Genomic DNA, 25326 nt, shown 5'->3' with positions numbered 1-25326 from the left:
GTAACATTGATATTTAATATAACTTATAAAAAATCTTAGATATAATCCGACTATGAATAAAGGATTAGAAAAATTTTACGAACTTGTTGAAGCATTTGAATCTTTACCTACTATTGGAAAAAAATCAGCTCTTAGACTTGCTTATCACATTGTTATGAATGACAATTATTGTGGAATTAAAATTGCTCACAGTATTGAAAATGCACTTAAAAATATCACGAAGTGTGTTCGTTGTGGTTCTATGAGTGAACATGAGATTTGTGAAGTTTGTTTAGATGAATCAAGAGATAATACAAAACTTTGTATTGTTCAAAGTGCTAAAGATATTTTTGTAATCGAAGATTCAAGACAATTTGATGGAAAATATTTTGTTATTGATGAGTTGGATCAAGAAGTGCTTGATTCTTTGCATAAATTTATAAATGATAATGAAGTTGAAAATATATTATTTGCTATAACTCCATCTATTGCAAATGATGCGTTTATTTTGTTTATTGAAGATAAATTAAAAAATCATAATATAAAGTTTACAAAAATTGCTCAAGGTGTACCAACAGGCGTTAGCTTAGAAAATGTAGATATTTTATCACTATCTAAAGCTATACAAAGTAAAGTCGAAATTTAAAATTAGAATAAGAATATGGAAAAAAGAATAGCTTGTCAAAAATGTGTTTATTATTTTGTTACATGGGAAGCAGGGAAACCTCATGGCTGTAAAGCTTATGGTTTTAAGTCTCAACTTATTCCCTCAATATCTGTAAAAAGAGCAAGTGGTGAAGATTGTAAATTATTTTCGTTAAAAAACATAAAACAGTAGGATATATGGAAATAAATGATTTTGTTGAAAAAATAGAAAAAGATAAAATATTAATTATTCGAACTTGGATAAGTTCACCTGCTGTTATGAAAATAATAAATGATTATTCTATTGATAAAGATTTATTTATTAAAAGATACGCTTTTGGTGTTATTGAAAACTATATTCAAGTTGTAAGAAATCAAGAAAAAGTTGAAAATTCTATTGTTATTATGGATTTTATTAAATATTTAAAAAAACAAAATATTAAATCAAGTGAATTTTTTTTGTTATATTCTTCTTTTAAAAGTGCTTTAGTTGATTTTGCTTTTAAATTAAAATTTCAATCAAAAGAGTTAATTCAAAAAATAGTTCTTTATTTTGAAGAGATTTTTTCTAGTATTTTAGATATTTATTCAAAATCAATAGCTCAAATAGAGAGTGCTTTAAATAAATCTATTGATATTGTTGATAAATATGTAATTATGTCAAGAACTGATATAAATGGAATTATAATAAGTGTTTCAAGTGCTTTTTGTCGAATTTCTGGTTTTGAATCTTTTGAATTGATTGGAAAAACACATAATGTTTTAAGAAATCCTGATATGTCAAAGAGAGTTTTTGAAAAATTATGGGATACTATAAAAACTGGTAATATGTGGCAAGGTGAGATTCAAAATTGTAAAAAAAATGGTGAAGTTTATTGGGTGAAAACTACAATTCATCCAAATTTTGATCATATTGGAAATATTATAAGTTATGATGCGATTGGAGAAGATATAAGTTCTCAGATTGAGCTGAAAAATCAACAAAATTTATTGGTAGAACAATCAAAATCAGCAGCAATGGGTGAGATGATAAGTATGATAGCTCATCAATGGCGACAACCTTTACAAGCTGTTTCTATTTTGATTCAGAAACTACCATTATTAAAAATGGTTGATGGAGAAATTTCAGATGAATTACTTGAAGATGTAGTTTGTCAAGTTGGTTCTCAGCTTGATTATATGTCAAAAACAATAGATGATTTTAGAGATTATTTTAAACCAAATAAGAAAAAAGAAGAAGTTTATATAAAAGATGTTATTGAAAAATCTATGGATTTTCTAGCATATTCATTTAAACTAAATTCTATTAAAATAAACTATGAAAATAATTCAACTTCAAGTTTGGAAATATATTTAAATGAGATAGTTCAAGTTTTTATAAATTTAGCAAAAAATTCTTCAGATGCAATGATGGAAAAAAAGATTGAAAATAGATTTATAAATATTCGTAATTATGAAAAAAATAATAGTTTATTTATCGAATTTGAAGATAATGCAGGTGGAATAAAAGAAACAGTTATTGATAGAATATTTGACCCATATTTTTCAACTAAAAATAATAAAAATGGAACAGGATTAGGATTATATATGAGCAAAACTATTATTGAAGAACATAGTGGTGGAAAAATAAATGTATATAATACAGATTTTGGAACAAAATTCGTAATAAAATTACCATTAAAATAGGAGCTAGAGTTGTTATATAAAGATTTTAAAGAGAATATTAGGTCGTTGGGTTTTGGAAGTATTGAAAATTTTATGCAGTATGCTGGTGTTACATCAGATGATGTTTTATCTTGGGAAGAAAAAAATGAAATTCCTTATTTAGTTTCATTAATTTTGCATATATTAAAAGGTGAAAAAGAGTTATTAGTAACAAATTCTGCTTTAGATAATGTAATAGAAGAGTGTTTACCACTTGCTTCACTTCTTGAAGAAGTGTCTTCTTTCCCTCATAAATTAGAAGAAATGTTTTTACTACAAAAAAAACTAAATGATTCTACAAATGGTAATAATTGGGAGTTAGGTGTAACTAAGTTTGGAAAAGAGATAAATTGGCTTAGATGTATTCATATGGAAGTTGCAGAACTTATTGAATCAACTCCTTGGAAACATTGGAAAAATATCAATTCTGAACCTGATATGAATAATATTCATGTGGAACTTGTGGATATTTGGCATTTTTTAATGTCTTATATTTTACAAGAAACAAATGTTCCAAAAGCAGTTTCTTTGGTAAATACACATTGTATTTATGAAGTAGCTCATGATATTGATGTAAAACTTATGGTAAATGAAGCTGAAAAACTATCTTATATTTCACTGGCAATTGACACAGGAAATATGCCATCTTTTAGTGGAATTGAAAGATTTATTGACCAATTTTTTAGATGTTGTAAAATTTCTGGATTATCTTTTATGTGGTTACAAAAACTTTATATTGGTAAAAACTGTTTAAATCAATTTAGACAAGATAATGGATATAAAGAAGGACATTACATCAAAGTTTGGAATGGAAATGAAGACAATGTTGTAATGGTTGATTTACTTGAAAAAATGGAAGATGTAGGTTTTGATGACTTATATGGAAAACTAAAAGAAGAATATAGTAAAAACAAATAAGCATCTTTATAAAATTTTGATATTATTTTTAAAATTTTGATTCGCTCTTTACAAAACTTCCAATATAATGGACATAATATCTCATAGGAGAATAGGGTGTCCATTTCTAATATTATTATGTTAAGTGTTTTAGGTATATTAACTTTGATTTTAATAGTTAAATTAATAAAAGCCTAATATGAAAAATCTTTTAATTAAATACAAACAATATTCTTACATACTAAAAGCTTTAGGAATGTTACTAATAATTACATTAATTAGTTATATTTTTAGAGGTTCGTTAGCTATTATAAATATTACACTAATCCATGTTATTCCTGTTATTGTTGTGGCAATTCATGGAAATGTTAAAGCAACTTTATTTATGACATTATTAAGTGTTATTTTTTTGAATTTTTTATATATTCCACCACTTTATAGTTTTTCTGTTCATAATGAACTTTATGTTTGGAGTTTTTTTATATTTGGAATTGTTGGTTGGATTATTACAATTCAAGCAAAAAATCTGAATTCTCAAACTAAACAAAATGAAATACGAGAGAGTTTATTACATATTATTTCTCACGATTTACGAACTCCACTTTCTACAATTCATGGAAGTATAAATTTAATATTATCAAATGATAATCTTGATGAAAAAAGTAAACATAATCTTTATGAAGATATAAATTATGCTTCACATAGAATGAAAAGACTAATTACAAATATTTTAGATAGTACAAGATTATCAAGTGGAAAAATTGATTTAAAACTTGAATGGTGCGATTTTGAAGATATTGTAGGAGTTGCATTAAATGAATTCTCACAAATACAAAGTGAAGAAAAACTAGATTTAAAAATAGATGAACTTAGCCTGTTTTGGGGCGATAATACTCTTTTGACACAATTGATTGTAAATTTACTTGATAATGCTTTTAAGTACTCTAAAACTGATACAAAAGTTTGTTTTGAAGTGATAAATTTAAATAATTTCATAAGAATCAAAATATTCAATGAAACGCAATATATTGATAAAAAGAAATTAAAAAATATCTTTGATAAGTTTTATAGATTTGAAGACACAAATGATATTTCAGGAAGTGGAATAGGTTTGGCAATTTGCCAAAGTATAGTTAAACTTCATAATGGTGAAATAAAAGCTATTTCTCAAAATGAAGGTATTTTAATTCAAATAGAATTACCAATGGTAAAAAGAGCAAAATTATTATGAATAAATATTTAATACACATAATTGAAGATGATTTATCCGTTAAAAAATTATTAGAAATTACTTTTAAAGAGTATGAATTTGATTATATTTCAAGTGAAAGTAAAAAAAATGCTTTAATGATGTTTTTAAGTCATAATCCGGATTTATTAATAGTAGACTTGGGATTAAGTGATGGTGATGGAAAGGATTTGATAAAACAAATAAGAGAGATTTCAAAACTTCCAATTATTGTTTTAACAGCAAGACATGATGAAAAAGAAATAGTTGCAGCTTTGGATGCTGGAGCTGATGATTATATTACAAAACCTTTTTCTGTAAATGAATTACTTGCAAGAATTAGAGCAAATTTAAGAAGAAAAATCAATAATATTAATGATGAAATGACAAGTAAATTTATTTGTAATGAATTAGAACTTGATATTACTTCAAGGGATATATTTTTAAGATCTGAAAAATTAAAACTAACTCCCATCGAGTATGAATTACTGAAATATTTTATGTTGCATACAAATAAAACTTTAACTCACAAACAAATACTTCAAGAAGTTTGGGGAACAGGTTATCAAAATGAGATGCAATATTTACGAACTTATGTAAATACACTTAGAAAAAAAATTGAAGAAAATTCTACAAGACCAAAATACATAAAAACAGAATCTGGTATTGGTTATAGATTTTCTTATAACCAAGACTCATAGGAAAATTATGGAACATAAATATGTAAGATCGATATTTTTAGGTTATGTATTAATAATCTTTATTGGAGCTATAATTTTAAGTTTACCAATTTGTCATATTGGACAACTTAAATTCATAGATGCTCTTTTTACAGCAGCAAGTGCCACAAGTGTTACTGGATTGATTGTCACAAGTACTTCTGAAAATTTTACTTTTTTAGGAGAATTTATCATTTTAGGGCTTATTCAAATCGGTGGGATTGGATATATGTCTTTGGTAATAATCTTTTTTATATTTATTAGACAAAAATTAAATATTGATGAAAAAAGAGCAATGAAACAATCTATGGATTTACCAAATCTTCATGTTGGAGGTTTTGCAAAAAGGATTTTGTTTTTTGTATTATTTATAGAATTTATTGGAGCGATCATTTTAACAATCCAATTTCTTGATAAATATGAATTTAGTAAAGCTCTTTGGTTTGGAATATTTCATAGTATAAGTGCTTTTAATAATGCAGGATTTTCACTTTTTACAGATGGATTAAGTGGATATAAAAGTGACACAATTACTTTAATTACTATTTGTTTTCTAATAATTTTAGGTGGTTTGGGATATTTTGTTTTAATTGAAATTTATGAAAATAGAAAATTCTCAAAAAGATTTACTATTCATACAAGAATTATGATTTATGGAACAATTATTTTAATCTTAGCTGGTATGGTTTTATTTTTATCAATAGAGTGGAATAATCCAAAAACTTTTGGAGAATTGAGTTTTTATGACAAAATATTAAACGCTTTTTTTCTCTCAGTAAACTTTAGAACAGCTGGATTTAATAGTATAGATCTTTCTTCATTAAAAGACTCGTCGTTGTTTTTCTCAACCTTATTTATGATGACAGGAGCTGGACAGGGAAGTACAGCTGGTGGTATGAAAATTACTACGGTTGCTATTTTGATAATTACCGTGGTTTATATATTAAAACAAAGTAATCAAGAACCAAGTATTTTTAAGAGAAGAATAGAGCAAAAAGTTATAAATAAGGCTTTGGCAATTATTATTTCTTCTTCATTTTTTGTACTTTTTGCTGTTTTAATTTTGGTTGAAACACAAAATTTTCCATTTATAAAAATTTTATTTGAAGTAGTTTCAGCTTTTGGAACAGTTGGAGTCTCAACTGGAAATGGTGATATTTTGAGTTTATCACAACAATTTGATACTTTTGGGAAAAGTATCATAATTATTTTAATGATAGCAGGAAGATTAGGCGTATTTGCTTTTGGATTAATTTTAGTTGGAAAAGCAAAAACAAAACATTTTAAATACCCAGTAGGAAAGATTATAATATGAAAACAGTAGCTGTTATTGGTTTAGGAAAATTTGGATTTTATATTGCAAAAAGTTTGTCAAGATTAGATGTGAAAGTAATTGCAGCTGATAATGATGAAAAAAAAGTACAAGAAATAAGTGAATATGTGGATAATGCTTACATAATTGATAGCACAAGTAAAGTAGCCTTAGAGGAAATAGGAGTTTATAATTTAGAAACAGTAATCGTAAGTATTGGTGAAAATATTGAAGCTAGTATTTTAACAGTAATGGCTTTAAAAGATTTAAATAACAAAAGAATTATTGCAAAAGCTATAAATTCAACACATGGTGAAATATTGACAAAAATAGGAGCTTTTAAAGTTATTTATCCTGAAAAAATCGCAGGAAGAATGCTTGTAAAAAAACTTATTGATAATATGACAGTTGAAGAAATAGATGTTAGTAATACTATAAAAATGTTAAAGTTTGTTGCTACTGATAATTTTATATATAAAAAAATCTCTGAAATTGAATCAGAATTTGAGAATTTAAAAATTATTTCATATAAAACAGGTGGTATTTGGAGTATGCAAATTGATCCATTTTATCAAGTAAAAAAAGATGATTTATTAGTTTTTTTAGGCGAATCAAAATATATTAAAGAGTTTTATAAACAAATCTAAAATAAGATTTAAAGAAATAATAGGATTTTAAACCTATTATTTCTTTACTAAAATTTATCTATAGTTATTTTTATATTCCACATAATGTGCAGCATGAGCAATAAGCTTATCCACATCTTCTTGTGTTAATTGTTTAACAACTTTTGCAGGACTTCCCATAATCATACTTCTTGGTGGAAATACTTTTCCAGAGGTTACAAGTGAATTTGCTCCTACGATACTTCCTTCACCAATAACCGCATCATCTAAAATAGTAGCACTCATTCCTATTAGACAATTGTCTTCGATTTTACAGCCATGAAGCATAACTTTATGACCGATTGTTACATTATCACCGATTATTGTTTTTGTGTTTGTATCTGTGTGAATACATGATAAATCTTGGATATTTGTATTTTTACCGATTCTTACTTCATTTACATCAGAACGAATCACACAACCAAACCAAACCGATGAATCTTCACCTATTTCTATATTTCCAATTAAATCAGCACTTGGTGCAATCCAAGCTGATGGGTGAATTTTTGGATAAAACTCTTTAAATTTTAAAATCATAGCTTTCTCTCCTTAGCTTTATTGAATTGATTATATCTTTTGACTAAAAAAAATGCAATAAAAAAAGGTGACTTAAAATAAGCCACCTTTTTTAGAAATAAAATAGAAAATAAAAGATTATTTTCTATTTTTATTTTTTCCAGCAATAATAAATCTTAAAGCATTTAATCTAATAAATCCTTCAGCATCTTTTTGGTTATAAACTTCATCTTTTTCAAAAGTAGAGTAGGCATCATCATATAAAGAGTTAATTGATTCTCTTCCTACAACCATAACATTACCTTTGTAAAGTTTAATTTTTACAGTTCCCTCAACATTTTTTTGAGTTGCATCAATAGCAGCTTGAAGCATTTCTCTCTCAGGTGAGAACCAATATCCTTGGTAAATTAACTTAGCATATTTTGGCATTAACTCATCTTTTAAATGTGCAGCTTCTCTATCTAAACAAATAGACTCAATAGCTCTATGTGCTTTTAACATGATAGTTCCACCTGGAGTTTCATAACAACCACGAGCTTTCATCCCAACATATCTATTTTCAACAATATCAACTCTTCCAATACCGTGTTTATTACCATATTCATTTAATTTAGTAAGTAAAGTTGCTGGTGACATTTCAACACCATTTAGTGCGATTGGATCTCCATTTTTATATGTTAAAGTTAAGTATTCAGCTTTATCAGGAGCTTTTTCTGGTGGAGTTGTCCATAACCACATAGATTCTTCTGGCTCATTTGCTGGATTTTCTAAATGTAATCCCTCATAAGAAATATGTAATAAGTTTGCATCCATAGAATATGGACTAACAGCTGGATTTCCGTCTTTATCAAGATGTTTTTGAGCGATTTCAATACCATGTTTTTTTGCGTATTCAAGTAAACTCTCTCTTGAATTTAATTCCCATTCTCTCCAAGGTGCAATAACTTTAATATCAGGTCTTAAAGCTAATGCTCCAAGTTCAAATCTTACTTGGTCATTTCCTTTTCCCGTTGCACCATGAGATACAGCCTCAGCACCTGTTTGGTTTGCAATATCAATTAATTTTTTTGCAATTAAAGGTCTAGCAATCGAAGTTCCAAGTAAATATTCACCTTCATAAATAGCATTTGCTCTAAACATAGGGAAAACATAATCTTTTACAAACTCTTCTTTAATATCTAAAATGAAAACATTTTCAGGTTTAATACCACAAGCGATTGCTTTAGTACGAGCTGGTTCAACTTCTTCACCTTGACCTAAATCAGCTGTAAAAGTAATAACTTCAGCATTGTATTCATCTTGAAGCCATTTTAAAATAATAGAAGTATCAAGCCCACCACTATAAGCTAATACAACTTTTTTAATATCTTTTTTACTCATAAATTTATCCTATATTGCTTTATTTTTAAGGTGCTTATTTTAACAAATTTTTACTATAAACAAATTTAATCTATTAAATAGTAGATGGCGTTAGTTACTGATATGTAATTTTTGATATTTTTTGTTAAAAAAATCATATTGTGTTATAATTTTCACAATATTAAAAAAAGGAGTATCAAGTGTCATTTAGAATTACTGGTAAAGGTAAAGTTATAGAATCGCCACTTCCTACTTCTCCAATCAACTTTCAAACAAGCATTAAATAGAAATATAAAACTTTATAGAGTAAAAGACAAATCAAAAGAAGTAACAGATAATTAATGAAAATAGTTTAAAAAATTTATGTTAGATTACTTTGAGTAATTGTTAAAATAAATAATAAGTAAAATAGTAAAACATAAGTATTGATTAATTTAAAAAAATTGAATTAAATTGTAAAGCAAAGTCATAGTAGTTATGGTAGAGAATGATTAATTTGAGGAGTTGATGGAATGTTATTTTAACATGAGTATAAACACTCATTTAGTTAAAATTAGTTATAATCTATCTTATGAGAATAGATAAATTTTTAAATGCCGTTAATATTACAAAACGAAGAGCTGTGGCTGAGGATATGCTTGAACATAAGGTTGTTTTTATAAATGACCAAGCTGTGAAAAAAGCAAAAGAGGTTAAAGTTGGAGACACGATTGAGATTAGGTATTTAGAAAAAACTGAAAAATTTAAAGTACTACAAATACCAAATACAAAATCAACTCCAAAATCAAAAATCGAAGAATATGTGCAAAGGATAGACTAAATGTTTAATGCAGCTAAATTAAAATTTGATGATATTTTTGAAAATAGATTATCACAAGTAGAAATTAGAGAATATTTATTAGAACTTTATGAAAGAGGTGAAACAGCTGCTGAAATTGCAGGGGCTGCAAGTGCTATGAGAGATCATCTTATACCACTTCCTATTCATGAAGATTTAAGAGCAAAAGCAATTGATGTAGTGGGAACGGGTGGAGATAAAAGTTATAGTTTTAATATTTCTAGTACAGTTTCAATTTTACTAGCAGCTTGTGGATCTTATGTGGCAAAACATGGAAATAGAAGTGTTACGAGTAAATCAGGAAGTGCTGATATGCTTGAAGTTTTAGGAATAAATTTAAATTTAAGTTTAGAAAACAATGCAAAAATGCTTGAGGAAACTGGATTTGCTTTTATGTTTGCAAATAATCATCATCCAGCAATGCAATATATTACACCTGTAAGAAAAACAATTCCCCATAGAACTATTATGAATATTTTAGGACCTTTATGTAATCCAGCTGGTGTTACTAAACAAGTAATTGGTGTATTTGATAAAAGTTATATAAATAGAATTGCAGCAGCTTTAGATATGTTAGATACAAAAAGAGCCATGATTTTATCATCAAATGACGGAATGGATGAAATTTCAGTTTCAGATATAACTTACGCCACACTTTTGATAAATGGGAAAATTACAGATATTGAAATAAATCCTGAACATTACGGTATTCCTCTTGCTTCTAAAGATGATATTATGGGTGAGGGTCCTGAATTTAATGCCAAACTTACATCTGATATTTTATCTAAAAAAATAGTTGGTGCAAAACTTGATATTGTTCTAATAAATACAGCAGCGGCTTTGATTATAGATGAAAAGGCTAGAGATTTTAAAGATGGTATTGATATGGCAAAAGCAGCAATCATTAGTGGTGCAGCAAAAGAAAAATTAGAACAAATTATAAAAGTATCTAATCGATTAAGTTAGGGTTTAGTTTGCAAAAGAAGTTTGAATTAGAATTAAATCAATTAGATATTTTAATGAAATATTTAAAAGAAATTATATATGAAGATTGTATTGTAATTTTAAGAGGTGATTTAGCAAGTGGTAAAACTACACTTGTGAAAAATTATGTAAAAGCTTGTGGTTATGATGATTTGGTTACTTCTCCTACTTTTTCACTTCAAGCTATTTATTCAAATGATATTTTTCATTATGATGTTTATAATAAAACTTTGAGTGAATTTATTTCATTAGGAATGCTTGAAGAGTTTGAAAAACATGGTGTTCATTTTGTGGAGTGGGGCGATGAAAGATTGGAAGAGATTTTAAATGATTATGGATATAAAGTGATTTTAATTGAAATAGAAAAAAAAGATAATAAAAGGCTATATAAAATAAATGCATAAATTACATATACAAGATATAACAAAAACTATCAAAAAAACGCAAATTCTTCATGGTATTTCAATAGAAGTAAAATCAGGTGAAATTGTTGGATTATTAGGTCCAAATGGAGCTGGAAAAACAACTACATTTTATACTGTTTGTGGTTTAGTAAAACCAACAAGTGGAAAAGTTTTTTTTGATGATGAAGATATTACATCACTTCCTTTACATAAAAGAGCTTTAAAGGGAATTGGTTATTTACCGCAAGAATCATCTATCTTTAAAGATTTATCAGTTGAAGATAATCTAATGTTAGCTGCTCAAATTGTTACAAAAGATAAAGATGAACAAAATAAAAGAGTAGAAGAGTTACTTGAGCTTTTTAATATTGAACCAATTCGTCAAAGAATGGGTGTTTCGCTTTCTGGTGGTGAGAGAAGAAGAACGGAAATAGCACGAGCATTAGTTTCTAAACCAAAATTTTTACTTTTAGATGAACCATTTGCAGGAGTTGATCCAATTGCTGTAAAAGATATTCAAGAAATTATTCATCAATTAACAAAAATAAATATTGGAGTTTTAATAACAGACCACAATGTAAGAGAAACTTTACAAATTTGTGATAGAGCTTATGTTATGAAATCAGGAAGTTTATTGGCAAGTGGAACAAGTGATGAGATTAAAAATGATGATAAAGTTCGAGAACACTATTTAGGTGATAATTTTAATTTTTAGCTAAAAATAAGTAATATCTATGATATTACTTTATCTTTTCCTGCTTTTTTTGCTTCATATAAAAGAGTATCGCTTCTTGAGATAAATGTAGTTTCATTATCTTCACTTAAAAGTTGACTAACACCAAAACTTGCAGTAATTTTCAAATCTTTATTACTAAAAAGGTGTTCTTTTATAGCCATTCTTATTTTTGAGGCAACTGTGGCTGCACCTGTTAGATTTGTTTCTGGTAAAAGGATTAAAAACTCTTCTCCTCCCCATCTTACATTTATATCTTGCTCTCTAACTTTGTTTAAAATAATTTTTGCAATCTCTTTTAAAACTTCATCTCCAATTTGATGACCATAATTATCATTTACTAATTTAAAATCATCTATATCAAAAATAATCATTGATAATTCGTTATTGTATCTTTTTGAGCGTTTTATCTCTTTTGTATAAACTTCATCAAATTTATTTCTATTAAATAATCCTGTTAATTTATCGTGACTTGCTTGATATTCAAAAAGATTAGATTTCTCTTTTAATTTTGTAATATCTGTTAATGAAAAGACATAATAGTCTTCTTTATTTTCATAATAATCTACATTTATTGCAAATATTTTTTCTTCATCAAAAGCATCTTTTATTTTAACAATTCTATCTATTTCATGTAATTCTTTTATATATTTAATCCAAGATTCTTGTTTACTTATTTGTTCTTTTGATATAAAACCAAAATCTTCTTTAAAAAAATCAAAAATATTTCTTTTACTTTTTATAAAGTCATTAAAATTATTTATTCCAAAAAAATCTAAGAATTTTTTATTTACATTAGTTATTTCTTCTTTGTTTGTAACAATTATAATATTATCTTGTGCATCTAAAATAGATTTTATTTTAGATATTTCTTGTTCTATTTTACTTTCAAGAGATAGATTTAATTCTACTAATTTTTTCTTTAATATTATTGGTTCCATCGCTTTTATGATACTTTCCATTAGCTGATATAAATCAATTGGTTTCATAGCATAAGTAGTAACTCCAATTTCAATAGATCTTCTTAAAAAATTTGTGTCACTATGAGCGCTTGTAATTACAAGAGGGATTTCATTATTTATTTTTCTGATAGCTTCACACATAGATAAACCATCCATTTTAGGCATATTAATATCAGAAATTATTAAATCAATATTATTTTTATTTTCTTCAAATATTTTTAAACCCTCAAGTCCATCTTGTGCAACATAAACCTTTTTTAGTAATGAATCAAGTAATTTTGCTGTAAATTCTCTAACATCATTTTCATCTTCCACATACAAAACGCAGATGTCTTTTAGAATTTCTTTATTCATGACTTTTATCTCCATTTTCATTGTATTCTTTTATATTTGGAGCTGATATTGGAGCTGAAAAAAAGTAACCTTGTGAATAATCTGCACCTAAGTTTCTAACAATATTAAATATTTCTTCATTTTCAACAAATTCTGCAATTGTTTTTAGATTTAGATTTTTTGCAAATTCAATTATAGTTTTAGTGATTTTATAAGAGTTTTCATTTGTTGCAATATTTTTAATAAGTGAAGCATCAATTTTTAGATAATCAATATTCATTTTTAAAAGATGTTCAAAGTTTGAATATCCACTTCCAAAATCATCAATTGCAACTTTACATCCCAAAGCTTTTACTTCATCTACAAATGAGATTAATAGATTGTAATTTTTTATACTTTCATCCTCTAAAATCTCAAATACAACTTTAGGTGCAATATCATATTTTTTTAATAAACCTTTTATAAAATCCAAGAAATCAGGACTTTCTATATCTTCATAAGAAATATTTACTGAAAATTCAAAAGGTAAATGTTCAAATTTTTGAAAAGATTTTTCTAAAACTATTTTTGTAAGTTTTGTATATTGATTAGATTTTTTTGAAATATCCAAGAAAAAGTAGGGTGCCACAACTTTTCCATCTTCTTCTATTAATCTTACTAAACATTCATATTTATCAACTTTTAAAGTTCTATTATTTACAAGTGGTTGAAAATACACTTCAATATTGTCATTTATAAATGCAGATTTTAATTTTTTTGTCCATAACATATTATTTTCATATTCTCTAAATTTATCCAATTCATCATAAAAAACAATATAATCTTTATGGTCTTTTTTTGCAGATTGCAAGGCAATATCCGCTGTAATTAATTTATTATTTTTATTTGAAAAAGATATTCCAGCTGTTATTCTAATATCAATTTCATATAATTCATAAATAAATACTTTTTTATAAACTGATTCAACAATATTTTTTATTAAACTTACAAAACTTTCTTGACAATCTTTTGTATTTGTAATGCAATAATTATCAGAAGGAAATTTATATAATTTAAAATGTTCACCTTCATTTTTGATTTTTTCTTGAATTAATTTTGCTACATCAATTAATATAGCATCACCAACTTTATGACCAAAAAAATCATTTACTTCTTTAAAAGAGTTGATATTTAAAAGACAAACTGCTTCTAAAACTAAATTATTATTTTGTAACTCTTCGATTAATTTTGCTCTATTTGGAAATGCAGTTAGATTATCAGTATATAAAAGTTTGTATAATTCGTGTTTATGTTCGATTTCATGGCTAATATCATGTAATATTATAATTGAAGTGTTATTATGAGTTAATGCAATTTTTTGTAATGAAAAATATTTTTTGATATTATTGCTATTAATACAAACTTTAATATTTTTATTTTCACATTTTTCAAATATTCTATTATCAAAGTTTGTAATACAGCCAATCTCTTTTTCAAAAATGTCAGCAATATTTTTATATTTTTTATTTATTTCTTCCAAAGATGCACAACTTAGAAGTTTGAAAAAGTGATCATTTGAAAAAATCACTTTTTCACTATCAATAGAAAAAATAGGATAGTCAATATTATTTATTATCGAATTTGAAAATTCTTCTTCTTTTTTTAGAACAATATTTGAATGAACTAAATTTGTATAATGTTTTATTTTTAAGATTAATTTATCTAAATCCAAAGGATAATATAAAATATCATCTTTGTTGATAATAGAGTATTTTTCTAAATGTAAATTCTCTTCAACCAAAAATATTGTGTGAATTTTCTTTTCAAGATAATCTTCTAAAGGGTTAAAATAGTTATGTACATTTATATCAATTATTAGTATATCAGTGTACTCAATAGCTTCATAAACATCATCACACTCAAAAGAGAGAGTTATGTTTATATTCTTCATTATTTTAGAAGCATATCTTTTGAAATCTTTAAATTGTTTTTGCTCATCACTTACGATTAGTACATCATAACGCATTAACTACCTTAGTGTATATTTTAATATTTTAAGTTTTACATAAAATTACTTCAACATTACTTTATCGGATACTTAATGATAATAAAGATACTAAAAAAATTATTTATTTCTAAATTTGTCTTTTATGATTTTTTAACAAACTTATTTTCTCTTGCTGAATATCTAGGTCCGACATTTGGATACATCTTTAATATATCTTCGATTTTTTCTAAATCAGATGAATCTAAATTTAAATTAACAGAACCTACATTTGATTCTAAATATTTTCTTTTTTTAGTTCCAGGAATTGGAATAATGTTGTCACTTTGAGCAATTACCCAAGCAATTGCAAGTTGTGCTGTTGTTGCATTTTTATTAATTGCCAATTCTTCTAAAGCTTGTGATAACTTCATATTATTTTCTAAATATTCACCCTTATATCTTGGAAGATTTTTTCTAAAATCATTGTTTGAAAGAGAACTAATATCCAGCTTATTTGACATTAAACCTCGCCCAAGTGGTGCAAAAGGAACAAAAGTAATTTCCAGCTTTTTCGTCAAAGGTAAAATCTCTTTTTCAACTTCTCTATATAAAAGGGAATATTCACTTTGAAGTGCTGAAATAGGGTGTATATCATGGGCTTTTTTTAATTCATCAGCCGTACATTCACTAAGACCCAAATATTTTATTTTTCCCTCTTTTACAAGTTCTGACATTGCTCCTATTGTATCTTCAAGTGGAATATTTGGGTCAATTCTGTGGGCATAATATAAATCAATAACATCAACTTTTAATCTTTTTAGACTTTTTTCAACAGCTTCTTTGATATGTTTTGGTGAACAATCTATATAAATATCTCCACTAAAAGAATTACCTGTGTCATTTGGCATTCTAAATCCAAATTTTGTGGCAATAAATATTTTGTCTCTATTATTTTTAAGAACTTGTGAAATCAACTCTTCATTTACACCCTTTCCATAAATATCTGCTGTATCCCAAAAATTAATTCCCAGTTCAATTGAACGCTCTAGTGTTGCGATACTTTCTTTGTCATCTTTATCCTCTCCATAAGCTGCACTCATTCCCATACAACCTAAACCAATTTTTGATAACTCTATATTTGTATTTGCAAATTTTGTGTATTTCATTTTTTATCCTTTACTTTTTATAAGTGTAAAAAGCCGTAATACTTGCCATTAAAGTTGCCATAGCTAATATTATTGCACTAAATACAAATGTGATTTCGTATCCATAAATATCAAAAAATATTCCCCCAAATGATGCTCCTAAAGTAATCGCTAATTGAATAATTGCAACCATCAATCCACCACCAGCTTCTGCTTCATGGGGTAAAGTTTTACTAAGCCAAGTCCACCAAGCAACAGGAGCAGAAGTTCCTAAAAATCCCCAAAGAGCCATCAAAATAAATATTGCTATTAAAGAATGTGCAAAATAAATAAGCCCAATAACAATCAACATCATTAAAAATGGTGTAATAATCAATAAACTATAAAGTCTAGTTTTTAAAATATTTCCAATAATAAAAGTTCCAATAAGTCCACCAATTCCCATAACTAATAAAATTAAAGATAATATTTCAAAATCAACTTTTGTTTGAGTTTCTAAAAAAGGGCGAAGATAAGTAAAAAGAGCAAATTGCCCCATAAAAAATAGCATAGTTGAAAACATTCCTAAAGTGACTTTCCATTGTTTTAACAGTTTAAATACACTACTTAATTTTGGTCTGTGACCATAAGTGTGTCTTGATGGTAGTGATGGCATAGTTTTATATAACCAAATAAAAGCAATAATCGCAAAGGGAACAATGCAAAAAAATGCTCCTCTCCAACCAATAATTCCTCCCAAAAAACTTCCAAGAGGTGCTGCTATCATCGTTGATAAAGCATTGCCACCATTTAAAATTGCCAATGCTTTAGGAACTAAATTTGAGGGAACAAGACGCATAATAGTTGCTGCGGACATTGACCAAAAACCGCCAATACATATTCCTAAAATAGCTCGTCCTATCATTAAAATCATCGCATTTGGAGCAAATGCCACAATAACACCTGATATTCCCATTAAAACAGTAAAAAACAGCAATACCGTTCGTCTATTTGTATGTCCAATTATTGAAGTTAAAAAAAGACTAGTTACTAATGCAAACAGACCTGAAATTGATATAGATTGCCCAGCATATCCCTCTGTTATAGTTAAATCTGTGGCAAGTGGTGTTAGTAAACTAACAGGCATGAACTCAGATGCTACCAAAACCATAGCACATAAAGACATTGCCCAAACTGCACTCCATAAGGGAGTGGTTTTTTCATTTTCTTTCATTAAATACCTTTTTTAATAATCTCTTCATATAATTTTTTTACAAATAAATTATATCAGTTGGTAATTATTATAGATAGAATAATTATAGATATTTATAGCCTAATTCTACAAATTTAATTTATTTATATTATTGTGCAATCATTTTATAATATTGTTCTATAAGCAATTTAGCATTTATTATATACTGACATAAGATTTAAGACTATATTAAAGCCTTTATAATCATTTCGACAAAGAAACTAATATTATATAAAGAAAGGTACATAAACACAAAATGAAGAATTGTACTATTAATAAAAACATACACTTATTGGAAAATAAAATTTTTGAAGGTGAAAGACCTTTATTTAAATCACACCATATCGATTTAAAAAACTGTCAATTTGTTCAAGGTGAATCTGGTTTGAAATTTGTCAATTATATTAATGCAATACAATGTGAATTTTCAAGTAAATATCTTTTTTGGCACGATACACGTGTTCATATATTTAAAAGTATTTTCAATGATGGAGCAAGAGCTAGTATTTGGTATTCTGATAGCATTTTATTAGAAAACTGTGAAGTTAATTCTGCAAAAATATTCAGAGATGCTAAAAATATTACCATAAAAAACAGCACTCTTAATACAAATGAAACTTTATGGGATTGTAATAATATTATTATTGATAAGGTTGATTTTCAAGGAGATTATTTATTATTTCACAGTAATAATATTGAGATGAATGATTTTCATTTGGAGGGCAACTACTCTTTCCAACACACACAAAATATTGTTGCAAAGAATATTAAGATTAAATCGAAAGATGCTTTTTGGAACAGTGAGAATGTAACCATATATGATTCTATTATTGAAGGCGAATATCTTGGATGGTATTCTAAAAATCTTAAATTTGTAAATTGTACAATTATTGGTACGCAACCTTTATGTTATGCAAAAAATCTTGTATTAGAAAATTGTGAAATGATTGATACAGACTTAGCTTTCGAAGATTCTACTATTAATGCAACGATTACTTCTTCTATTATGAGTGTTAAAAATCCATTGAGTGGTTATTTAAAAGCAAAAGAGATAAAAGAACTTATTTTAGATGAACAAAATGACCTTTTACAAATTGAAATTGAAAATAAAATAGACTAAGGTTTTTTAGATGAACTATAACTTTAATAAAATTATAAATAGACTCCATACCAATAGTTCAAAATGGGATACAACAGAAAATGGTGTACTTCCTATGTGGGTTGCTGATATGGATTTTAAAGCAGCAACTCCAATTATTGATTCCATATTATTTAGAGCACTTCATGGTGTATTTGGCTACACCATGATTCCAAAAGAATATTATGATGCTGAAATATACTGGTGGAAGAAAAGACATAATATCAAAATAAAAAAAGAGTGGATTGAACCCACTGTAGGTGTTATTCCATCACTAAGTGCAAGTGTACAAGCTTTTTGTAATAAAGGAGACAAAGTACTCATACAATCACCTGTTTACAACTACTTTAACAGCTCTATTACTAACAACAAATGTGAACTAATAAGCAATAATTTAATTTATGAAAAAGAAAAATATCACATTGACTTTGTTGATTTTGAAGAAAAAGTTAAAGATGAAAAAGTAAAACTTTTTATTTTATGTAATCCTCACAATCCAGTGGGACGGGTTTGGAGTAAAGAGGAATTGACAGAAATGGGAGAGTTATGTTTAAAATATAATGTCATTGTAATAAGTGATGAAATTCATAGAGACTTAGTCTTTAGTGATTCAAAATATACCCCCATGGCTTCTATTAATGATAGATTCTTACAAAATACTATTACTTGTACATCACCAAGTAAAACTTTCAATCTTGCAGGTTTAAAGACTTCAAATATTATTGTTGCAAATCAAGAGTATAAAGGCAAAATTAACCGTTCACTTAATATTAATGAATCCATTGAACCTAATGTATTTGGTATTGAAGCTTTAATCAGTGCCTATATGCGAAGTGAAGATTGGTTGGATGAACTTTTAATTTATCTGGAAAATAACAGAGATTATCTTATGGAATATATTGGACAAAACATACCTGAATTAAAAGTCATTAAATCAGAAGCAACTTATCTTATGTGGATTGATTGTTCTGCACTAAAAATAGAATCTGAAGCTTTAGTTGAACAAATCAGACAAATTGGAAAACTTCGTATTGCATCTGGAACAACCTATGGAGAAAATGCTAAAGAGTTTATCCGTATTAATATTGCTTGTCCAATGGATACACTTAAAGATGGACTAAATAGACTTTACAACTCTATTGATACTATCAAATGTAAAAAAGAATTGTAAGACAATATAAACCTTATAAACCTTTGAAAATTTATAAATTATTTATGTAAGATTAACCATACAAGAAGAGTTTTTATTCTTGTATGGTTAGAAATTATTCTAAATCAAAAGTAATTTTTATATCATCACTTCCAAGAGTTTGAGCTAACATATTGGGATTATCAATTTTTCCAACTTTTGTATATTGATAGTTAGTTGAAAAAGTTTTATAAAAAAGAACTAAACTATCATCATTCCATAACATTAAATCACCAGAATTAATCATTTCCGGACTGAACTTATCTTTGGGAAAACTTTTAGAAAAATGAAAATATTTTTCATTTTTATTCAAATCATTCATATTAAGTGTTATGGGTAACATTTTTTTAAACTCTTTGGCTGTTTCATTTTCAAACAAAGTTGCAACAAATACATTTGTTCCTATGATTACTTTTATTTCATTTGCCATTCCAATCGTAAAACTTTGTATAAATAGAAACAAGCACAAAATAATTGAATATTTAATTTTCATGTTTTATTCAAAAATCCATTAAATTGTTGCTACATCAATAACATATCTGTATCGAGCTTTTTTATTTTCTACATTTTTCCAAGCTTGATTTATCTCATCTGCTTTTATAATTTGGATTTCAGGTAATACATTGTTTTTTGCACAATAATCAATCATCTCTTGAGTTTCTTTCATTCCACCAATTAATGAAGCATTAAAATTAACTCTACTTACAGATAGTCCAAGATTATTTAGAGTAATTTGAAAATTCTCAGGCATTCCAACTTGTGTAAAAAAACCATAAGGTTTTACAACACTAGCATATGAAGCCACATCAAATTGATAAGGAATTGTAGAAATCATATAATCCATTTGTCCTTGGTATGCTAAGAATTTTTCTTTATTATCTACAACAATTACTTCTTTAGCCCCAAAAGCTTTAATATCTTCTACTTTATCAGCACTTGTAGTAAAGGCATAAACTTCTGCTCCTTTTGAAACAGCTAGTTTTACAGCCATATGTCCTAATCCTCCAATTCCAGCAACAGCAACTTTATCACCTTTTTTAATTTTGGCTTTCATAATTGGTGAATAAGTTGTAATTCCTGCACATAAAAGTGGAGCTGCTTTTTCAAAACTTAAATTATCTGGAATATGTACTGCAAAATGATTATTTACAACAATATGAGTTGAATATCCTCCTTGAGTAATTTTTGTAGGTTCTCTTTCATCAGAATATCCATAAGTAAATTTTGTACCATCTTCATATTGTTCTTCCTCACAAGTAGTGCAACCATCAACCATACAACCAACTCCTGCTCTATCACTCACTTTGAATTTTGTAACATTTTTACCAATAGCAGTTACAACTCCTACGATTTCATGTCCTGGAACTTGAGGATATTGTTGTTTTCCCCAATGACCTTTTTCTTGATGAATATCAGAATGACAAATACTTGCAAATTTGATTTCAATTAAAATATCATTATCTCCAACAGTTCTTCTTTCAAAAGTCCAAGGTTTTAATATTCCTGATTCATCAAAAGCAGCATAAGCTCTTGTTTTTACATAATTATTCATTTTTATTCCTAAAATATTTGATATTTTAATTATAATTGATTTGTTAAGATCATTGTTAGATAAATACTCTATTTTAATTGTCTAATTCTACAAATTTAAATATTTGTTTGTATTTTTAGTGATTCTGTATGAGCTTTTGGAGACATCCCAAACATTCTTGAAAATTCTCTACTAAATTGTGAAGGACTTTCATACCCAACCATAAAAGCTACTTGAGAAACTTCTATATTTCGAACAAGTAAAAGCTGCTTTGCTTCATCTAGTCTAAGTTTTTTTTGAAATTGAATTGGTGACATTGATGTTATAGTTTTAAAATTTTGATATAAAGAAGATTCACTCATTTCAATGGAATCAGCTAATTCTTTAATATTGAGTTTTTCACTAAAATTGTTTTTTATTTCACTTATGGCTTTAACAATTTTATTTGATGTTGTTCCCTCCATTGCAAATTTATTCAAGAAAAAGCCACTTTTATCATTAACCAAAACATATAAAATTTCTTTAATAATAAATGGGGATAAATAATTTATATCTTCATCTGGTTTATCCAAAAGTTTTATAAGTCTTGAAATTGGCTCATATAATCTCAGGTTTAAATCATCAAAAAAGAGACCTTTTTCAGATTTCTTTTGAAATAAAAGTTTATCTGGGTTTGTATTTTTTAAAACTTGATAAATATCTTCAATATTAAATCTAATTCTAAATGACATATAAGGTTCATTTTGTGATGCTTGGGTTATTTTTACATTTGCAGGAAGATGGGTTGAAGAAAGCAAATATTCCTTGTTATTGTAAGCATACATTTTATTTCCAAATCCCACTGCTTTACTTCCTTGTAAAATAATACATAAAGAAGGCTCATACATAATACTATTAAATTCTGATTGAATATTTGAAAAATAAAAATCTAAACAAGGTATTTTTGATTGAATAGCTCCACTTAAATCATATTTGTCTTTTAGAAAATTAATCAAATCAAATCGATATTCATCTAAATTGGTATTCATAAATTTTCCTTACATTGTATAGCTAAGTTTATTATATTATATAAAATAACTAAGAAAATTGATATAAAGATTCTCTAATTTATTTGCCTAATCCTCCAATTTTAATAAAATAAATATATTTAGAGAATTAGGCAAGTTATTTGTAATATTGTTCTATTAGAAATTTTTTTATTAATCTATAATTAAAATAGATAAAATTTTTATAGTATAGGAGAAAATATGAATAATGTAATTATAAATAATAAAAAATATGAATTAAAAGATGTGCCAGAAGATACACCGATACTTTGGGTATTAAGAGATTATTTAAATATGACAGGAACAAAATTTGGTTGTGGAGTAGGGCAATGTGGTGCCTGTACAGTACTTTTAGATGATAAAGCAATTAGAAGTTGTTCAACTTCTATTAGTGAAGCTTTTAATAAAAATATTACAACAATTGAAAATAAAGATGATAAAGAGATAAAATCTCTAAGAATTCAATGGAGAGACCATGATGTGGCACAATGTGGATATTGCCAGCCAGGTCAGATTATGAATGCAAGTGCTCTTTTAAAATCGAATAAAAATCCATCAACTGAACAAATTAAAGAAGCAATGCAAGGAAACATTTGCAGATGTGGTACTTATAATAAAATATTAAAAGCAGTTTCTGCTGTGGCAAAAGGATAAAAGATGAAAGTAGAAAGAAGAGAATTTATAAAAAATAGCACACTTTTAACATCAGCATTTGTCATTGGATTTAATTTGCCTACAAAAGGTAAAGCAGCAACTATTACACAAAAAAGTAATATTTTAGAACCAAATGCTTTTATCAAAATTGATGTAGATAATAAAATTACTTTTATTTTAGGTCAAGTTGAAATGGGACAAGGAATATATACAGGAATGGCTCAATGTATTGCAGATGAATTAGATGCAGCTTGGGATAAAATAATTTTTGAACCAGCAAAAGTAAATCCAGTTTATAATAGACCAGGAATGCCACTTATGATTACAGGTGGTTCAGGTTCTATTCAATTTCATAATGAAAGTGTTCGAAAAGTGGGAGCTGCTGTAAGATTGATGTTAAAACAAGCAGCTGCTAAAAAATGGCAAGTAAGATTATACGATGTTGAAACAAAAGATTCATATGTAATAAATAAAAGAACAAAAGAAAAACTCTCTTATGGAAGTTTAGTAAATGATATTAAAAAAATGCAAGTTCCAAGTGATGTGGATTTAAAAAATCCAAGTGAATTTAGACTTATGGGAAAAGCACTAAAAAGACATCCAATTGAAGTTGAAGAGAAAATCACAGGAAAAGGTATTTTTGGTATTGATGTAAGAGTTAAAGATATGAAATTTGCAGCACTTGTTCAACCAAAAGTATTTGGAGCAAAAATCAAAAGTTTTGATGACTCAAAAGCTAAAAATATGCCAGGTGTTTTAAAAATTAAACAACTTCCAAATGAAAAAATTGCAGTAATTGCATCTCATTGGTGGCAAGCAAAAAATGCAATGGAACAAATCACAGTTGTTTGGGATAATGGAGAATTTGAAAAAGTAAGTACCTCTGATTTAGAAAAAGAGTATAAAGATTATCTTAAAAAAGATATAAATATTATGAGAAAAGATTCAGATATAGATGAAGCATTTAAGAATGCTTATAAAATAGTAGAAGCCCAATATTCTTTTCCATTTTTAGCCCATGCTCCAATGGAACCTTTAAACTGTACAGTTCATCATAAAGGTGATAAAGCATTTATGTCAGTTGGTAGTCAAATGCAAGGTTTATTTAGAGATACTTGCGCCAAAATTTTAGGCGTAAATCCTGAAAATGTTGAGTATTACACAAACTATTTAGGAAGTAGTTTTGGAAGACGAGCACCTGCAAATCTTGATTTTGTAATTGATGCTGCTTATGTAGCAAAAGATGAGCCTTGGGCTGTTCAAACTTTATGGACAAGAGAAGATGATATTAAAACTGGAAATTACAGACCAATGACTGTAAGTAGTGCTTCTTTAAGTGTTGATGTTGATGGAAATATTACTGGATTTAAAGGTGCGGTTATAAATCAATCAATCACAAGAGGGACGTTTCTTGAGGGATTTATGTTTAAAAATGGAATTGATGATACTCAAAAAGAGGGTTTTGCAAATCATCCGTATAAAGTTGCTAGTCATGAATTAAAATCATTTTGTCCACAATCTCCTATTCCTGTTTTATGGTTACGATCAGTTGGGCATACAACATCCGCTCCATTAGTTGAAAATATTATTGACCAAGCTGCGGTTGCTTTAAATATGGACCCAATTGATTTTAGAATCAAAAACCTAGAAAATCCAAGATTTGTGAAACTTTTAGAAAATGTAGCAACTCAATCAAACTGGAAAAATAGAGAAAAAAATAGCGGTTATGGTGTGGCTATTGTTGAATCATTTGGAAGTATTGTGGCAATGGTTGTTAAAGTAAGAGTTGAAAATAAAGACTTTAAAATACAACATGTATGGAGTAGCGTTGATAGTGGATTTGCTATTAATCCACTTGGAGTTGAAAATCAAATAGAAAGTGCTGTTAACTTTACAATTGGTTATTGTAAATATGCTCAAATTACTTTAACAAATGGAGCAGTTGACCAAAATAACTTTTATGATTTTGAAGTAAATAGAATGGCAGATGCACCAGAAAGTATCAGTGTTGAAATCATAAATTCAGGTGCAAAAATAGGTGGAATAGGTGAAGTTGGAGTTCCTCCAATGTTTGCAGCAGTTATTAATGCACTTGCAGATGCCACAGGAAAAAGATATACAAGTTTTCCAATTAAATTGGGATAAACT

Annotated in this window: 25 protein-coding genes; 16 read left to right on the top strand and 9 right to left on the bottom strand. The window is 27.0% G+C overall.

All coding sequences use genetic code 11. From position 1 onward, the window contains the following. The first annotated feature begins 52 nt into the window (after positions 1 to 52). The 8 genes from recR (at position 53) to B0174_RS04780 (ending at position 7131) form a co-directional block, all read left to right on the top strand. Positions 53 to 625, top strand: coding sequence for a recombination mediator RecR (gene recR / locus B0174_RS04815; RefSeq protein ID WP_108558525.1), 573 nt, complete (start codon positions 53 to 55; stop codon positions 623 to 625). A gap of 15 nt (positions 626 to 640) precedes the next feature. Further along, positions 641 to 817: a uracil-DNA glycosylase gene (locus B0174_RS04810; RefSeq protein ID WP_108558524.1), complete on the top strand. Its 177-nt coding sequence runs from the start codon at positions 641 to 643 to the stop codon at positions 815 to 817. A 5-nt stretch (positions 818 to 822) separates the two neighbouring features. Then, positions 823 to 2310, top strand: a complete 1488-nt coding sequence (locus B0174_RS04805) for a PAS domain-containing sensor histidine kinase (RefSeq protein ID WP_108558523.1) — start codon at positions 823 to 825, stop codon at positions 2308 to 2310. 9 nt (positions 2311 to 2319) lie between these two features. Then, positions 2320 to 3246 carry a dUTP diphosphatase gene (locus B0174_RS04800; protein WP_108558522.1) on the top strand — a complete coding sequence of 309 codons (927 nt, stop codon included), beginning with the start codon at positions 2320 to 2322 and terminating at the stop codon, positions 3244 to 3246. Between the two features lie 178 nt (positions 3247 to 3424). Further along, complete coding sequence (locus B0174_RS04795) at positions 3425 to 4456, top strand: sensor histidine kinase (RefSeq protein ID WP_108558521.1); 1032 nt, start codon at positions 3425 to 3427, stop codon at positions 4454 to 4456. Next, positions 4453 to 5154 (top strand): winged helix-turn-helix domain-containing protein, encoded by a 702-nt coding sequence (locus B0174_RS04790; protein ID WP_108558520.1) that lies wholly within the window; start codon positions 4453 to 4455, stop codon positions 5152 to 5154. The genes B0174_RS04795 and B0174_RS04790 overlap by 4 nt, the downstream gene beginning before the upstream one ends. A 7-nt stretch (positions 5155 to 5161) precedes the next feature. Further along, on the top strand, positions 5162 to 6487 hold the full coding sequence (locus tag B0174_RS04785) for a TrkH family potassium uptake protein (protein ID WP_205663492.1): 1326 nt from the start codon (positions 5162 to 5164) through the stop codon (positions 6485 to 6487). Next, entirely contained in the window at positions 6484 to 7131 is a 648-nt protein-coding gene (locus B0174_RS04780) for a potassium channel family protein (protein ID WP_108558519.1), read from the top strand. The genes B0174_RS04785 and B0174_RS04780 overlap by 4 nt, the downstream gene beginning before the upstream one ends. 54 nt (positions 7132 to 7185) lie before the next feature. Here the strand turns inward: B0174_RS04780 and B0174_RS04775 are convergent, their stop codons facing one another. Continuing rightward, the gene (locus B0174_RS04775; RefSeq protein WP_108558518.1) at positions 7186 to 7686 is read right to left on the bottom strand and encodes a gamma carbonic anhydrase family protein; all 501 of its coding nucleotides are present in this window, start codon (positions 7684 to 7686) and stop codon (positions 7186 to 7188) included. Between the two features lie 117 nt (positions 7687 to 7803). After that, a complete protein-coding gene (locus B0174_RS04770) occupies positions 7804 to 9045 on the bottom strand; it encodes an argininosuccinate synthase (RefSeq protein ID WP_108558517.1) in 1242 nt (413 codons plus the stop codon). A 550-nt stretch (positions 9046 to 9595) separates the two neighbouring features. Here B0174_RS04770 and B0174_RS04765 point away from each other — a divergent pair. Genes B0174_RS04765 through lptB form a run of 4 tightly spaced genes read left to right on the top strand, consistent with a single transcriptional unit; the run spans position 9596 to position 11965 of the window. Then, positions 9596 to 9844: a S4 domain-containing protein gene (locus B0174_RS04765; protein WP_108558516.1), complete on the top strand. Its 249-nt coding sequence runs from the start codon at positions 9596 to 9598 to the stop codon at positions 9842 to 9844. Further along, a complete protein-coding gene (trpD, locus tag B0174_RS04760) occupies positions 9845 to 10828 on the top strand; it encodes an anthranilate phosphoribosyltransferase (protein WP_108558515.1) in 984 nt (327 codons plus the stop codon). It abuts the gene before it with no gap. Between the two features lie 8 nt (positions 10829 to 10836). Continuing rightward, positions 10837 to 11250 carry a tRNA (adenosine(37)-N6)-threonylcarbamoyltransferase complex ATPase subunit type 1 TsaE gene (tsaE, locus tag B0174_RS04755; protein WP_108558514.1) on the top strand — a complete coding sequence of 138 codons (414 nt, stop codon included), beginning with the start codon at positions 10837 to 10839 and terminating at the stop codon, positions 11248 to 11250. Then, entirely contained in the window at positions 11243 to 11965 is a 723-nt protein-coding gene (lptB, locus tag B0174_RS04750) for an LPS export ABC transporter ATP-binding protein (protein ID WP_108558513.1), read from the top strand. Before tsaE ends, lptB begins: the two co-directional genes overlap by 8 nt. Before the next feature lie 17 nt (positions 11966 to 11982). On the opposite strand, the gene B0174_RS04745 is transcribed toward lptB, so the two are convergent. The 4 genes from B0174_RS04745 to B0174_RS04730 all read right to left on the bottom strand — a co-directional run bounded on the left by B0174_RS04745 (position 11983) and on the right by B0174_RS04730 (position 17602). Then, positions 11983 to 13299, bottom strand: coding sequence for a GGDEF domain-containing response regulator (locus B0174_RS04745; RefSeq protein ID WP_165790395.1), 1317 nt, complete (start codon positions 13297 to 13299; stop codon positions 11983 to 11985). Further along, complete coding sequence (locus B0174_RS04740) at positions 13292 to 15283, bottom strand: EAL domain-containing protein (protein ID WP_108558511.1); 1992 nt, start codon at positions 15281 to 15283, stop codon at positions 13292 to 13294. Before B0174_RS04740 ends, B0174_RS04745 begins: the two co-directional genes overlap by 8 nt. 122 nt (positions 15284 to 15405) lie before the next feature. Further along, positions 15406 to 16410 (bottom strand): aldo/keto reductase, encoded by a 1005-nt coding sequence (locus tag B0174_RS04735; RefSeq protein WP_108558510.1) that lies wholly within the window; start codon positions 16408 to 16410, stop codon positions 15406 to 15408. 10 nt (positions 16411 to 16420) lie between these two features. After that, positions 16421 to 17602 carry an MFS transporter gene (locus B0174_RS04730; RefSeq protein ID WP_123059931.1) on the bottom strand — a complete coding sequence of 394 codons (1182 nt, stop codon included), beginning with the start codon at positions 17600 to 17602 and terminating at the stop codon, positions 16421 to 16423. A 274-nt stretch (positions 17603 to 17876) separates the two neighbouring features. Here B0174_RS04730 and B0174_RS04725 point away from each other — a divergent pair, with 274 nt between their 5' ends. Both B0174_RS04725 and B0174_RS04720 read left to right on the top strand, forming a co-directional pair. Beyond that, the gene (locus B0174_RS04725; protein ID WP_108558509.1) at positions 17877 to 18740 is read left to right on the top strand and encodes a DUF3737 family protein; all 864 of its coding nucleotides are present in this window, start codon (positions 17877 to 17879) and stop codon (positions 18738 to 18740) included. A gap of 10 nt (positions 18741 to 18750) precedes the next feature. After that, entirely contained in the window at positions 18751 to 19929 is a 1179-nt protein-coding gene (locus B0174_RS04720) for a MalY/PatB family protein (protein ID WP_108558508.1), read from the top strand. Positions 19930 to 20023: 94 nt separating this feature from the next. Here B0174_RS04720 and B0174_RS04715 read toward each other — a convergent pair whose 3' ends face one another. The 3 genes from B0174_RS04715 to B0174_RS04705 all read right to left on the bottom strand — a co-directional run bounded on the left by B0174_RS04715 (position 20024) and on the right by B0174_RS04705 (position 22506). Further along, positions 20024 to 20377: a cyclophilin-like fold protein gene (locus B0174_RS04715; RefSeq protein WP_165790394.1), complete on the bottom strand. Its 354-nt coding sequence runs from the start codon at positions 20375 to 20377 to the stop codon at positions 20024 to 20026. 81 nt (positions 20378 to 20458) lie between these two features. Next, a complete protein-coding gene (locus B0174_RS04710; RefSeq protein ID WP_108558506.1) occupies positions 20459 to 21499 on the bottom strand; it encodes an NAD(P)-dependent alcohol dehydrogenase in 1041 nt (346 codons plus the stop codon). 95 nt (positions 21500 to 21594) lie between these two features. Beyond that, the gene (locus B0174_RS04705) at positions 21595 to 22506 is read right to left on the bottom strand and encodes an AraC family transcriptional regulator (protein ID WP_108558505.1); all 912 of its coding nucleotides are present in this window, start codon (positions 22504 to 22506) and stop codon (positions 21595 to 21597) included. Between the two features lie 219 nt (positions 22507 to 22725). Between B0174_RS04705 and B0174_RS04700 the strand changes: the two genes are divergently transcribed. Together B0174_RS04700 and B0174_RS04695 are read left to right on the top strand one after the other, a co-directional pair. Next, positions 22726 to 23178 (top strand): (2Fe-2S)-binding protein, encoded by a 453-nt coding sequence (locus B0174_RS04700; protein ID WP_108558504.1) that lies wholly within the window; start codon positions 22726 to 22728, stop codon positions 23176 to 23178. 3 nt (positions 23179 to 23181) lie between these two features. Then, complete coding sequence (locus B0174_RS04695; RefSeq protein ID WP_108558503.1) at positions 23182 to 25323, top strand: xanthine dehydrogenase family protein molybdopterin-binding subunit; 2142 nt, start codon at positions 23182 to 23184, stop codon at positions 25321 to 25323. Positions 25324 to 25326 lie beyond the last annotated feature (3 nt).

This window comes from Arcobacter caeni (genome assembly GCF_003063245.1).
GTDB classification, from domain to species: Bacteria; Campylobacterota; Campylobacteria; order Campylobacterales; family Arcobacteraceae; genus Aliarcobacter; species Aliarcobacter caeni.
Note: the sequence above shows the minus strand (reverse complement) of the source record. Positions and strands in the feature narration are given on the sequence as shown.